Annotated in this window: 16 protein-coding genes; 14 read left to right on the forward strand and 2 right to left on the reverse strand. The window is 60.6% G+C overall.

Annotated features, from left to right (window positions below):
- Positions 1-225: 225 nt before the first annotated feature.
- On the reverse strand, positions 226-1,122 hold the full coding sequence (locus Q7S58_RS01805; protein WP_304820190.1) for a tRNA (adenine-N1)-methyltransferase: 897 nt from the start codon (positions 1,120-1,122) through the stop codon (positions 226-228).
- Between the two features lie 219 nt (positions 1,123-1,341).
- Here Q7S58_RS01805 and Q7S58_RS01810 point away from each other — a divergent pair, with 219 nt between their 5' ends.
- The 14 genes from Q7S58_RS01810 (at position 1,342) to Q7S58_RS01875 (ending at position 11,104) form a co-directional block, all read left to right on the forward strand.
- Positions 1,342-1,512 carry a hypothetical protein gene (locus Q7S58_RS01810; protein WP_304820192.1) on the forward strand — a complete coding sequence of 57 codons (171 nt, stop codon included), beginning with the start codon at positions 1,342-1,344 and terminating at the stop codon, positions 1,510-1,512.
- Positions 1,513-1,535: 23 nt separating this feature from the next.
- Entirely contained in the window at positions 1,536-1,943 is a 408-nt protein-coding gene (locus Q7S58_RS01815; RefSeq protein WP_304820194.1) for a hypothetical protein, read from the forward strand.
- 37 nt (positions 1,944-1,980) lie between these two features.
- A complete protein-coding gene (gene secF / locus Q7S58_RS01820; protein WP_304820196.1) occupies positions 1,981-2,913 on the forward strand; it encodes a protein translocase subunit SecF in 933 nt (310 codons plus the stop codon).
- Positions 2,914-2,956: 43 nt separating this feature from the next.
- On the forward strand, positions 2,957-3,283 hold the full coding sequence (locus tag Q7S58_RS01825; protein WP_304820198.1) for a hypothetical protein: 327 nt from the start codon (positions 2,957-2,959) through the stop codon (positions 3,281-3,283).
- Between the two features lie 64 nt (positions 3,284-3,347).
- The gene (locus Q7S58_RS01830) at positions 3,348-3,836 is read left to right on the forward strand and encodes a GNAT family N-acetyltransferase (protein WP_304820200.1); all 489 of its coding nucleotides are present in this window, start codon (positions 3,348-3,350) and stop codon (positions 3,834-3,836) included.
- Between the two features lie 232 nt (positions 3,837-4,068).
- Positions 4,069-5,286 (forward strand): IscS subfamily cysteine desulfurase, encoded by a 1,218-nt coding sequence (locus tag Q7S58_RS01835; RefSeq protein WP_304820202.1) that lies wholly within the window; start codon positions 4,069-4,071, stop codon positions 5,284-5,286.
- A gap of 50 nt (positions 5,287-5,336) precedes the next feature.
- Positions 5,337-5,753, forward strand: coding sequence for a Fe-S cluster assembly scaffold IscU (gene iscU, locus Q7S58_RS01840; protein WP_304820204.1), 417 nt, complete (start codon positions 5,337-5,339; stop codon positions 5,751-5,753).
- 5 nt (positions 5,754-5,758) lie between these two features.
- Positions 5,759-6,082, forward strand: coding sequence for an iron-sulfur cluster assembly accessory protein (locus Q7S58_RS01845; RefSeq protein ID WP_304820206.1), 324 nt, complete (start codon positions 5,759-5,761; stop codon positions 6,080-6,082).
- Positions 6,083-6,154: 72 nt separating this feature from the next.
- The gene (locus Q7S58_RS01850) at positions 6,155-6,760 is read left to right on the forward strand and encodes a hypothetical protein (protein WP_304820208.1); all 606 of its coding nucleotides are present in this window, start codon (positions 6,155-6,157) and stop codon (positions 6,758-6,760) included.
- Entirely contained in the window at positions 6,761-8,626 is a 1,866-nt protein-coding gene (gene hscA, locus Q7S58_RS01855; RefSeq protein WP_304820210.1) for a Fe-S protein assembly chaperone HscA, read from the forward strand.
- 31 nt (positions 8,627-8,657) lie between these two features.
- Positions 8,658-8,882: a Fe-S cluster assembly protein IscX gene (gene iscX / locus Q7S58_RS01860; protein WP_304820212.1), complete on the forward strand. Its 225-nt coding sequence runs from the start codon at positions 8,658-8,660 to the stop codon at positions 8,880-8,882.
- A gap of 47 nt (positions 8,883-8,929) precedes the next feature.
- The gene (locus tag Q7S58_RS01865) at positions 8,930-9,547 is read left to right on the forward strand and encodes a hypothetical protein (RefSeq protein WP_304820214.1); all 618 of its coding nucleotides are present in this window, start codon (positions 8,930-8,932) and stop codon (positions 9,545-9,547) included.
- A gap of 171 nt (positions 9,548-9,718) precedes the next feature.
- On the forward strand, positions 9,719-9,997 hold the full coding sequence (locus tag Q7S58_RS01870) for a hypothetical protein (RefSeq protein ID WP_304820216.1): 279 nt from the start codon (positions 9,719-9,721) through the stop codon (positions 9,995-9,997).
- Positions 9,998-10,222: 225 nt separating this feature from the next.
- Positions 10,223-11,104, forward strand: a complete 882-nt coding sequence (locus Q7S58_RS01875) for a hypothetical protein (RefSeq protein WP_304820218.1) — start codon at positions 10,223-10,225, stop codon at positions 11,102-11,104.
- Positions 11,105-11,187: 83 nt separating this feature from the next.
- On the opposite strand, the gene Q7S58_RS01880 is transcribed toward Q7S58_RS01875, so the two are convergent.
- Positions 11,188-12,189 (reverse strand): LLM class F420-dependent oxidoreductase, encoded by a 1,002-nt coding sequence (locus Q7S58_RS01880; protein WP_304820220.1) that lies wholly within the window; start codon positions 12,187-12,189, stop codon positions 11,188-11,190.
- Positions 12,190-12,248 lie beyond the last annotated feature (59 nt).

A 12,248-nucleotide genomic window follows, 5' to 3' on the forward strand; every position in this document is an offset into this window, starting at 1 on the left:
CAAAGGCGAGGGAAGCGGCCTCCGCTCAGGATGACAGAGGGGAGCAGCCTTCGCTCAGGATGACGGAGGGGAGAGCAGCCTGCGCTCAGGATGACGGAGGGGGCGCATCGGGCGAGGAAGTGCAGTGGCGGGCGATCCGGCACCCTCACCGCCTCGCCGCTGCGCGCCTCGGCCGCCTCTCCCGTAAAAATAACGGGCGAGGGACGGAAGGGCGGAATCGTTCAATTACACTGGATCGTCATCGGGGGCGCTGTCGCCAGGAAGGACCACATCTGAATCATCGTGGTCGGGAGAATCGCCGACCACCTCGACGGGCTCGGCGGGATTGATCGGCGATGGTGCTGCGATCGGGACGAGGCGGCGGGAGACGATGATGAATGCCGAATGTGCGATCATCCGGAAATGCGGGCGCACGCTGAGTCCCTTGACCTGCCAATGACGCAGCAGAGTCTCGAAGCTTTCGACTTCGCCAAAATCGCTGCGCGACTGGATCGCCTCGACGGTGTCTTTCAACTGAATCGCAGTCGGCACGTAGCAGACCAGCACGCCGCCGGGACGGAGCGCGTCCGACGCCATATCGAGCGCTCGCCCCGGTTCAGCAATGTCCATAAACATCCGATCGACGCCGGTTTCGTCGAAGCCGTGGTAGAGATCGCGAACCTTGATTGTCCAGTTGGGCGCGTCACCGAAAAATGCGGCGACGTTTTTGCGCGCGGCGTCGGCGAAATCCTCGCGCAGTTCGTACGAGATGACGCGGCCTTCTTTGCCGCCCGCGCGCAGCAATGCGATCGTCAACGCGCCTGCGCCGGTGCCGCCTTCGATCACGGTGGCGCCCGGAAACACGTCGCCCCAAATCAGCAGCGGACCGGTATCTTTGGGATAGATCACCTGCGAGCTGCGCGGCAGATGCGGGATCAGATCGGCGTAGGTCGGACGCAGCACCAGAAATTTCTCGCCGGTCGACAACTTGACGCGCGAGCCTTCCTCGACGCCGATCAAATCTTCGGCGCGCATCTCGCCGCGGATGAGAATCTTTTTGCCGGGCCGAATCATCTTCAAGTAGCGGCGGCCCTTGCGATCGATGAAGAGGACGGCGTCGTTCTCTTTGAGGCGGGAATCCAAAGTGCTCCAACGCTTGCACGCATCGCAGCCGCGGGCAACACGCGCGCGCTCGAATAGCCCTGCCGCGCGGGGTGTGCTATTGACTATATAGTACCTGGGCGCTTACGCTTTACGCCGCGCCCGGCCAGATGATCTCATTCTCAGGCCGGGTTGTTTTGCGTCAAACCCACAATCCGATCGGTGACGATCCGGGAAATTCGACAGTCGAGCATTTGAATCATGGCAGAGAAAAAAGCGAAGACCGCTGAGAAGAACGCCGGAATCCTCCAAAAGCACTTCTGTCCCTCGTGCGGCGCGGAGAGCAAGGTGACCAAGTTCGCCGGCTTCGGCCGCAAAGGCTTCTACCTGGTATGCGAAAAGGCGTGCGGCTTCGTCGGCCGCACTCGCTAACAGCAGTCGGCGGAGGCAGTTCGATGGGCAGAGCGCGCAAGAGCAAGACGTCGAAGCGCGACAAATACGCTTCGTTCGGCGACATGTCGGATGAGGCGGAAGAAGATGCGGATCTTCCCAAGGACGAAGCCGGGCGGCGAAAGATCAAGCGCCAGTACGCCGAGTTGCTTGGAATCCGGATCGAGAAACTCCGCGGGCGAATCCTGAACCGCGAACGAATCAACAAGACGATCGAAGGCATCTATTTTATCTGCGCGGGATGCCTGAAGGTCTGCCATTCACTCGACGACGGGCTGACCGAAGATCCGGCCAATCAGAACAACCTGTGCGGCGCCTGCTCGAAGGAGCGCGCGGCGGCGCAAGCCGCGGCGACGGCGAAAGAGGGCGGTTCGACCCGCGCATCGTCGCGCAAGCGCGCCGCGGCCAGTTAGGGTTGTGCATCCGGCAGCGAAAAGATAAACAGGGCCGATGTCCTTACAGCTGATTCGCCCCGACATCAATCTCGATTTCGTCGGGAAGCGCTACTTCTTCGTTATTCTGTCGACCGTGATCAATATTGCGGCGATCGTGCTGCTGCTCACGCGCGGACTGAACTACGGCGTCGATTTCGCGGGCGGCAGTATCGCGCAAATCGAGTTCAAGCAGAAGACCGACAGCGACACGATTCGGAAATCGCTCGCGTCGCTCGACCTGGGCGAAGTCACCGTGCAGGATTTCGGCAAAGCGGGACGATCGTACCTCGCCGGATTTCGCGCGGTGAAGAATATCGGCAGTATCGGTCCCAAGCTCGAGAGCGCGCTCGAGAAGACCTACGGTCCCGGCATCGCGAAGGTGGTGCGCGTCGAGAGCGTCAGCGCGAAGGTCGGCAGCGATCTGCGCCGGCGGGGATTCCTCGCGGTGATCGTTGCGACGCTGATCATGGGTGCGTATATCGCGTTTCAATTTCGGCGCGTGAGTTGGAGCTTCGGCGCAGGCGCAGTGATCGCGCTGATTCACGACGTGCTGGTGGTGATGGGCGCGTTGGTGATCAGCCAGTTCCAGTTCGACCTCACGACGCTGGCGGCGGTGCTGACGGTGATCGGCTACTCGGTGCACGATACCATCATCGTGTCGGATCGCATCCGCGAGGACTCGGCCAAGCGGCGGCGCGAGCCGATCGAGTCGGTGATGAATCGCGCGATTAATGAAACGCTCTCGCGAACCATCCTCACCTCGGGCACGGCGATCGCGGTGCTGATCTCGTTGCTCGCGTTTGGCGGGCCGATCCTGCGGCCGTCGGCGTTCACACTGCTGGTCGGATTCATCACCGGCACCTATTCGTCGATCTATATCGCGGGCCCGGTCGTGCTGTTCTGGGAAGGCGGGAGGAGGGTCGGCGCGGTTTCCTCACGCGCTGCCTGAGCGAACTTCAACCTCGCGCGCGATTTCGGCGCGGCACTTTGGCATGTCGATCAAAATCGAGACCGGACGCGGCATCTACGAACTCAAAAGCGCGGCGCCGATCGAACGATCGATCGATTCGATCGTGCTGACGATCAGTCTCGAACGCGCCGACGGAATCGAGAAGGTCGCGCTCAGATGCAAAATCTCGGCGGCAATTGTGCAAGCGGACGAACTCGACGCGCCGGATAAATTGATCGAGCGGATCGCACCGTGGATCAGGCGCGAGATCGAAGTCACGCGTGAGGCGGCGCTGAAATCGATTCGCAGTGAGCATCGCTTGCTGGAGATCGCCTTCGATTCGGCGAATCGCGGACCGTTTACATCGTGAGGCTCGCCGCCGTATACGATGAATCCGATATCAACTGAAAATCTTGCGCTGGGAGGATCCTTCGATGGCGATTCAGGTTCGGCGCGCGATCGAGTCCGATATTCCTGAACTGTCGCGCCTGATTGCCGGGCTCGCTTCGTATGAAGAGGCGCTCGACCCGCGCGCGAAATTCGATTGGGTTCTGATTCGCGATGCACCGAAGTGGCTCAAGCTGGTGCTCAATCGAGAGCATCATGCGGTATGGGTGGCCGATCATGGCGACGCGCGGCTCGTCGGTCATCTGTGGATTCGTCTCAAGCGCCAGAAGGACGGCGCGCTGCCGGCGACCGTCGGTTATATCAGCCAGGCTTTTTTGGACGAGAACTTCCGCGGTCGCGGGCTAATGAAGCCGATGCTCGAAGAGGCGTTCGAATGGTTCCGCAAGCTGGATATCGAGGTGGTGACGCTGAGCGTGCTGCATCGCAACTGGCTGGGCTCCGCCGCGTGGCATCGATTGGGCTTCAGCGATTGGCGTGAAGAGCGCCGGATGGAGCTGAGACCTCGTCAAAAATAGCCCGCGATTTCCCATTTCTGACCTCTCGGTTAAGCGCGGATTCCCCTTGACAGGCCATAAGAATCTCTTTACTAGACTAAACGGGTCCAGTATTCTTTTCAGGGGCTCGATTCGTTTGATTGCCGTGACCAGCGCGCTATAGTATACCTAAGGAGTCCACTATAGGTTCGATGATGGTTAGATTGAGGCTTGGAGGCTGAGATTCAGAGGCAGGGACTCATTCAGAGGAAAGATGCTTAAGACACCGGTCTACATGGACAATCACGCGACGACGCGAGTCGATTCGCGCGTGCTCGAGGCGATGCTCCCGTACTTCACGGAGAAGTTCGGCAATGCGGCCAGCCGCAATCACAGTTTTGGCTGGGAAGCGGAAGAGGGGGTCGATCGTGCGCGCAATCAGATCGCGGCGCTGATCGGGGCCAAGTCGAAAGAAATCATTTTCACCAGCGGTGCGACCGAATCGGACAACCTCGCAATCAAGGGCGTCGTCGAGTTCTACAAGGAAAAGGGCAATCACATCATCACGTGCGTGACCGAGCATAAGGCGGTGCTCGACAGTTGCCGCGCGCTGGAACGTGCGGGCAAGGCGACGGTCACGTATCTGCCAGTCGATAAATTCGGGATGGTCGATCCCGACGCAGTTCGGAAGGCAATTACCGACAAGACCGTGCTGATCACGATCATGTGGGCGAACAACGAAATCGGCACGCTGCATCCGATCGCGGAAATCGGCAAGATCGCGAAAGAGAAGGGCGTGATTTTTCATTGCGACGCGGTGCAGGCGATCGGCAAGGTGCCGGTGGACGTGGAGAAGGCCGGAATCGATCTCGCATCGATCACGGCGCACAAGATTTACGGGCCGAAGGGAATCGGCGCGATTTACGTTCGATCGAAGGGACCGCGCGTGCGGCTGACGCCGACGATGGATGGCGGCGGTCACGAGCGCGGGATGCGATCGGGCACGCTGAACGTGCCTGGAATCGTCGGGCTCGGCGCCGCGTGCGAAATCGCGGGCAACTCAATGCCCGAGGAATCGCACCGCTTGCTGCAACTCAGGAGCAAGCTCGAGGCCGGACTGTTCGAGCGTCTCGACGAAATCTACGTCAATGGGCATCCGACCGAGCGCCTGCCGGGCAACCTGAACGTGAGCTTCGCGTATGTCGAAGGCGAATCGCTGCTGATGGGCATCAACGATATCGCGGTGAGTTCGGGCTCGGCGTGCACGTCGGCGACGCTGGAGCCGTCATACGTGATTCGCGCGTTGGGCATCAACGAGGAATTGGCGCATAGCTCGATTCGCTTCGGGCTGGGGCGTTTCAACACGGAAGAGGAAGTGGATTACGTGACCGAGCGCGTCACCAAGGAAGTGAAGCGGCTCCGCGACATGTCGCCGCTCTATGAGATGGCCAAAGAAGGAATCGATCTCAAGTCGGTAAACTGGAAGCAATAGCGAAGGAATCGGCGGCCGATCGCGGCCGTGGACGATTCGCCGGAGACATTATGGCTTATTCCGAAAAAGTTATTGAGCACTACAACCACCCGCGCAATGTCGGCAGTTTCGCCAAGGATGAGGCGAACGTCGGCACCGGCGTGGTTGGCGCGCCCGAGTGCGGCGACGTGATGAAGCTGCAGCTCAAGATTAGCGATGCGGGCGTGATCGAGGATGCGCGCTTCAAGACCTTCGGCTGCGGCAGTGCGATCGCAAGCTCGAGCTACGTGACCGAACTGGTCAAGGGCAAGCATATCGACGAAGCGATGACGATCAAGAATACGGTCATCGTGAAGGAGCTGAACCTGCCGCCGGTCAAGATTCATTGTTCGGTGCTGGCCGAGGACGCAATCAAGGCTGCGATCACGGACTGGCGCAAACGCAAGGGCGAGCAGATCGAAGAGCCTGCCAAGGCGCGCGAGGCGTAATTTTTGTGGCAGTGATTTCTCTCTCAGAGGGTGCGGTGCAGAAGATCAAGCAGTTGGTCGCCGACAAGGGCGAAGGCGCGGGGCTGCGCGTGAAGGTGGTCGGCGGCGGATGCTCGGGCTTGCAGTATCGCATGGAAATCGACGCGGCCAAGGAGCGCGACAAGGTTTTCGAGCGCGACGGCGCGCGCCTGATCGTCGATAAGAAAAGTTTTCTTTATCTGAACGGTTCGGAACTCGACTACGGCGAAGAGCTGATGTCGTCGGGCTTCAAGGTGGTAAATCCGAACGCCAAGCGCAGTTGCGGATGCGGAGAATCGTTCGTCGTATGAACGGGTGGAGGCGGGAGCAGCAACCCAACCATGATCGAGTGCCCCTCATGTGGACGGCGGCAGGAGCCGCGATTGATATGTGCTGACTGCGGAGCGCCGCTTTCGGCTGAGCTCGACAGTTTCGCCGCCCTGGAACTTCCCCGAAAACTCGCGATCGAATTGCCGGCGCTGGAGCGCGTCTATCACGAGCTCAGCCGCAAGATTCATCCCGATCGATTCGCGTCGAGCGCGGCGGCGATTCGCGACGCGAGCCTGCGCGGGACCGCGCTGCTGACCCGCAGCTACCGGACGCTCAGAGATCCAGTCGCGCGCGGACTTTACTGGCTCGAGCTGCGTGGCGAGAAGCTCGCGGAAAACAACAAGCGAGTTTCCCCCGATTTGGCCGAGATGGTTTTCGACGTGCAGGAGCAGATCGCCGAGCTTCGCGGCGAATCGCCCGCCAGCGATTCGTTCTGGGCGGCCGCAACCCAATTGATTGAAAAGCGTACAAACATTCAGGAGCTGATGGATGCGAGCCGTGCCGAACTCGAGCGCAATTTCGCGGTGTGGGATGAGGGCAAGCCAGATCGCGGATCAATGCTTACATTGGAGTTGAAGGCAATTCTCTCGAAGATCGCCTATCTCAGAACATTGCTTCGCGATGTCGATAGCGCGCTCGAAAGCATCAGGGCAGCCTGAATGGCACGCATATTCGGAATAGACCTCGGCACCACTAACAGCCTGATCGCGGCGATGAACAATGGCGCGCCGAAGGTGATCGCGGACCGCGATACCGGCGCGATTCTGCTGCCGTCGGTGGTTGCGGTTGCTCCTGATGGCGCGGTGACGGTCGGCGAGCCCGCAATCGAGCTGGAACCGCATCTGACGGTAGAGCGCGACGGGCGGGTGAGTGCAGTTGGTTTTCCTGGCGGCGAGTACGGCGCGGTAATTCGATCGGTCAAGCGCTACATGGGACTCGGCGGCGACGAGGTCGCCGCGGAAGAGCGCGCGCGCTACACGTTCGCCGATCTGAGCAGGCCGGTCGTGCGCTTCCAGATTGGAAAGCGCGTTTTTACGCCGCCGCAAATTTCGGCCGAGATTCTGCGCGCGTTGAAGGATCGAGCGGAGAGCGCGCTCGGCAATGAAACCGTCGAACGCGTCGTGATCACGGTGCCCGCCTACTTCAACGACGGACAGCGCCAGGCCACCAAGGACGCGGGCCGGCTCGCGGGACTCGAAGTGGTGCGCCTGGTGAACGAGCCGACGTCCGCGTCGCTCGCGTACGGGCTCAATCAGATGGCGACCGGCAACGTCGCGGTCTATGACTTCGGCGGCGGCACGTTTGACATCTCGATCCTCAGTATCAAGGAAGGAATTTTCGAGGTGCTCGCGACCAACGGCGATACTCATCTGGGCGGCGACGATATCGACCACGCGATCGTCGATTGGCTGCTGCACGAGCTGCCCGACGCCGTGAAGCGCGATCGCCACGTGTGGAACAGCGCGCGGATGGCCGCCGAAGACGCGAAGAAGCGCCTGACCGACGCAGGTGATACTGAAGTCGTCGTCGAGTTGCCGGGTCATACGGTGCGCCGAAATCTCAAGCGCGCCGAGCTCGACAAGATAGCGGCGCCGTTCGTCGCGCGAACGCTCGATCGATGCGCGCTGGCGCTGAAGGATGCGAAGCTCGAGCCGCGCCAGATCGATGCGATCGTGCTGGTCGGCGGCTCGACGCGGATGCCGATAGTGCGCGAGCGCGTTGCCGCGATGTTCCATCGGGAACCGCTGTGCTCGATTGATCCGGACCAGGTTGTGGCGCTGGGAGCCGCCGTTCAGGCTTCCGTGTTAATGGGAACCCAGGGCGACATGCTGCTGCTCGATGTCGTTCCGCTGTCGCTCGGGATCGAGACCATGGGCGGCATTATGGAACGCTTAATCCATCGCAACACGACTATCCCGACCAGCGTTACCGAAGGGTTCACGACGGCTGTGGATAACCAAACGCACGTGGACGTGCATGTTTTGCAAGGAGAGCGGGAGCTTGCTAAGGATTGCCGGAGTCTGGCGCGCTTCAAACTGGGGCCGATACAGCTTCAGCCGGCAGGGGTACCGCGCATCGACGTGACTTTCCTCATCGATGCAAACGGGATACTAAATGTCAATGCGCGAGATCAGCGCACCGGCCGCGAGCACTCGATCGACGTCAAGCCGAGCTATGGACTGACTGACGACGAAATCGAGCGGATGCTCGAAGAGGCGATCGACCTGGGCGAGCAGGATTTGGAGGAGCGCTTGCTGATCGCCGCCCGCAACGACGGCGAGCAGATACTGGGCGCACTGCAGAAGCAGCTCGGCGAGTTCGGGAAGCTGGTGGAAGCCGGCGAGCGCGCGCGCATTGAGGAGACGGCGGAGTGGCTGGAGGCGGCCCGGAAGGGAACCGATCGCGAGCTAATCGCAAATCTGGTCGAGGAGCTGAACCAGGTCACTACTCCATTCGCGGAGCGGATCATGAACGCCGCTATCAAGCTGGTGCTGGAGAAGCGGTCGGTCGAGGAAGTGTCATAAGCGCGACGCGGCGGCAGAGGAAGAAGGACTTATGGGACTCAAGTGGGATCAGGCGGAGGAAATCGCGGAAGTGCTTGCGGAAAATCATCCGGGGCTGAATCCGCTCGATGCGAGATTTACCGATTTGCGCCAATGGACCGTCGATCTCGACGAGTTCGACGACGATCGGAACGCCTCAACCGAGGGCAAGCTCGAGGCGATCCAGATGGCTTGGCATGCGATTTATAAAGAACAGAATGAGGATGATTCTGAATAGGTTTGAATCATAATTCGTCAATAGCGAGTAGTGGAGGAGGTGGGGTGATGGAAGCGACAGCAGTTAATTTGAAGTCCGGACAGGGTGAGAAAATGCAGGAAAAGGAAACTCTTGACGAAAGATTGCCGGGGTTATTCGAGCCCGACACTCTTTTGCCAATTCAATATTTCGAGGCGATGCGCAAAAAGCATCTGCTCGAAGGCGAGAAGCGGCTGATTCTGAGCGTGCTCGAGGACGCGATCGAATGCTTCATGAAGTGTATCGATGCGTCGACCAGCAAGAGCCAGCGGTTGTTCCGCGAGGCCGATGAATGGATCGCCCACGAGGACAAGCGCTGGGTGTTCTCCTTCGACAACGTGTGCGACATGCTCGACATCAATCCCGAGTACATGCGTGGGGGACTCCGGAGGTGGAAAGAGAAGCGCCTCGAAGCGATCGCACGCCAGCGGGCGGTATTGATCGAAGAGGCGGAACGGGCGGCGCTCGAGGCAGCCTCGCAGCCGGCGACTCCGGTTATTCCGATCACAATCGAAGCGCCTGCGGCGCCAGTCGCGATCGCGGCGCAATCGAAGATCGCGGCGAAGAAGCCGGCGCATCTGAAACGCCGTGAGGAACGGGTTCAGATCAAGCGGAGCGGTCAGAAACTGCGCAAGGTGCGCGCGTGATCGATTAGCTCGACGAACAATTGGCGCAAAAGACCGCCAGCGATAAGGCGGCTCGGATCGGGCCGCCTTTTTCGTTTCGGCTGAAACGCAAGCCGGACTTGCGCGGCGAATGCCCTGCTCGTAGCGTTTCCTTCCGATACGTCGCAGGATCCAAGGTGCCTCGGAAACGCGATGCCGCTGAGGACTAAAATCGAATGCCCCAAATGCAGCGCCGATTTGGTGATCAAGCGCGGCGGCGTATGCCCGAATTGCGGCGAGCCGATCACCGAGCACGTCGCCCGAGTGCGCGCGCGCGAACGGCGGATCGAGCAGGTGGTGGCGATAATCGGCACCGCGCTGATGCTGGGGGTGATGCTGGTGACGAGCGGCGTCACGCTGCTCGAGGGAATCGCGGCGTACGCCGTCGTGGGAGCTGTAATATACTACCTGGCGCGCCGCACGTTTGTATAGTTTCGTTCTAAACGTTTGTTAAGTTATCCCGCCGCCCTCGAATCCTGAACATACGTTAAGCCGTTCTCTCCGTTGACGTTTTGCGTCGAGAGAGTTTGCAATGGTGTATCCAGTTCGCGCGAACTACGTACTCAATTTTGTTGGGATGTAGCTAGTGCGGATAGTTTCTCAGAAACGGCCGGTGGCATCGTTAATGCTCTCAACGATCGACAGAGGTATCCGAAGATGAAGTCGAAGCAAGGTCTAATGACTGCTTTGGTGGGAATCGCAATGATCGCGATGCCGATTACTGCGATGGCTGGCGATCACGGTCGCCATTGGCGTTCGGCTGAGCAAGCGCGCACCCGTTTCACGGGGCCGCCGGTAGCCGTGGGAGGCACTCGCTACATGGGACCGCCGGTCGCGCGTGGCGGAGCGGAATGTGAATACCGGCGCCACGACAACGGGAATCACTACGGCTGGGAGAAGCATCGCGGCTGGGAGAAGCATCGCGGCAATTCCAACGCCGGCTACATCTGCGATGACGACGGCGACGATTGCCGTCCGGCGGGGTACGGATATCAGCCCAGCGGTTACGGATATCAGACGATGGCGCCGACCGCGTACGCCGCGCCTGTTTCATATCAGGCTCCCTACTACGGCTCGGGTTACTCGGCCCCGACGTTGGTCGACCCATCCGCGGGCGGTTCGCAGGCAAACTTGATGGCGGCCAAGGCGCAGGCGCAAGCGCAGTTTCAAGCGGCAAAGCAGTCGGGCAACGCGCGAGCGATCCGGAACGCGCGGAAAAATCTCTACGCGATCGACCGCAAGATCGCGCGCACCAATGTCCGTACTACTGGCGTGCCCTATGCGCGATATGGATCGAACGTGTCGCAGACGCCGCTGCATAAGAGACTGCTGAATGGAGTGCTCGGTACGCCGGGATACAATGCGGCGCCGGCTTACGGCAACGGGCTCGCAAACAACAACTACAACGGCGGCGCGCTGCCGGGAGTCGCGGCATATCAGAACTACGGTGCGGCGCCGGTAGCGCCGGCCTACGGCACGCCGTATGCGGGCGGAGCGACTTCGATGCTCGCGCCGCTGCTGCAGAACTTCGTTCCGTAAGCGCCGGAACTCGAACTCCGATCGATGATGCGCCCCGTCCTCCGGCGGGGCGCTTAATTTTTGCGCCTACCAGACTTTAAGGCTTACCAAACTTGCGCCAGGCGCTCGATCGCGCGCAGCACCTTGACGCGTCGTTCATCGGGCGTCGATGCGAACGACGAAAACTGGAGCGCCGTGGTGGTGATGCCCGCGCGCGCGTAATCATCGAGCCGCCGGCGGCATTGCTCGGCGGTTCCGAACACGAAGATTTTCTCGACCATGTCGTCGGGGATCGATTCGAGCGCTTTCTTGCGATCGCCAGCATTCCACGCGGTCATCGCGACCGTCGCTTCCTTGTCGTAGCCGATCTCGCGGAAGAATTGATTGTACTGCGGCACCGTGACGTAGGCAGTGAGCGAGCGGCGAAAGAGGTTGCGCGTGACGTCGGGATCCTCGTCCACGGCGACGATGATTCGGCATACGACGTCGAGCGTGGCGGGATCCTTGCCGGCGGCGCGCATCCCGTCGCGGGTGTGATCGAGCATCGGCGCGACGGTCTCGGGCGTGATGAAATTTACGATCACGCCGTCGCCAAGTTCGCCGGCGATGCGCAGCATCTTCGCGCCTTGCGCGCCGATGTAAATCCGTTGCGGATGCTCGATTGGCAAATCGAGTCGGAAGCCGTTGATTCTGACCATCTTGCCGGCCATCGTGACTTTCTCGCCGCGAAAAATTCCGCGCAGCGCTTCGACCGTCTCGCGCATCTGCGTGACGGGTCTGCGAAACGGCACGCCCATCCAGTTTTCCACGATATTCGGCGTCGAGATGCCCAGCCCCAGCGTGAAGCGGCCGCCGGAAAGGTTGTTGGTGGTGACTGCGGACATCGCAATCAACGGCGCGGGCCGCGTGAAGACGGGGATGATCGCGCAGCCGAAGCGCATCCGCTCAGTGAGCATCGCGGCGGCGGCGATCGGCGCAAACGCGTCGCTCGAAAACGATTCGTAGGACCAGCCGTCGGTGTAGCCGCATCGATCGGCGGTGCGGACCAACTCGGCGAAATGCTTGCCCTGAAAAGGCTCGAACGGGATTGTGATTCCAAGACGCATGTTGAAAGTTCCTCGAAGAGATGAATCTAGCGCAGCGCCGGCGTAGTCGCCTACCACTC

The sequence above is a fragment of the Candidatus Binatus sp. genome (genome assembly GCF_030646925.1).
In the GTDB taxonomy this organism is placed as follows: Bacteria; Desulfobacterota; Binatia; order Binatales; family Binataceae; genus Binatus.

Excerpts from the sequence above, each read along its gene's own strand:
- Q7S58_RS01810 (WP_304820192.1), top strand. The coding sequence starts at position 1,342 with ATGGCAGAGAAAAAAGCGAAGACCGCTGAGAAGAACGCCGGAATCCTC.
- Q7S58_RS01815 (WP_304820194.1), top strand. The coding sequence starts at position 1,536 with ATGGGCAGAGCGCGCAAGAGCAAGACGTCGAAGCGCGACAAATACGCT.
- secF (WP_304820196.1), top strand. The coding sequence starts at position 1,981 with ATGTCCTTACAGCTGATTCGCCCCGACATCAATCTCGATTTCGTCGGG.
- Q7S58_RS01825 (WP_304820198.1), top strand. The coding sequence starts at position 2,957 with ATGTCGATCAAAATCGAGACCGGACGCGGCATCTACGAACTCAAAAGC.
- Q7S58_RS01830 (WP_304820200.1), top strand. The coding sequence starts at position 3,348 with ATGGCGATTCAGGTTCGGCGCGCGATCGAGTCCGATATTCCTGAACTG.
- Q7S58_RS01835 (WP_304820202.1), top strand. The coding sequence starts at position 4,069 with ATGCTTAAGACACCGGTCTACATGGACAATCACGCGACGACGCGAGTC.
- iscU (WP_304820204.1), top strand. The coding sequence starts at position 5,337 with ATGGCTTATTCCGAAAAAGTTATTGAGCACTACAACCACCCGCGCAAT.
- hscA (WP_304820210.1), top strand. The coding sequence starts at position 6,761 with ATGGCACGCATATTCGGAATAGACCTCGGCACCACTAACAGCCTGATC.
- iscX (WP_304820212.1), top strand. The coding sequence starts at position 8,658 with ATGGGACTCAAGTGGGATCAGGCGGAGGAAATCGCGGAAGTGCTTGCG.
- Q7S58_RS01865 (WP_304820214.1), top strand. The coding sequence starts at position 8,930 with ATGGAAGCGACAGCAGTTAATTTGAAGTCCGGACAGGGTGAGAAAATG.
- Q7S58_RS01870 (WP_304820216.1), top strand. The coding sequence starts at position 9,719 with ATGCCGCTGAGGACTAAAATCGAATGCCCCAAATGCAGCGCCGATTTG.
- Q7S58_RS01875 (WP_304820218.1), top strand. The coding sequence starts at position 10,223 with ATGAAGTCGAAGCAAGGTCTAATGACTGCTTTGGTGGGAATCGCAATG.
- Q7S58_RS01880 (WP_304820220.1), bottom strand. The coding sequence starts at position 12,189 with ATGCGTCTTGGAATCACAATCCCGTTCGAGCCTTTTCAGGGCAAGCAT.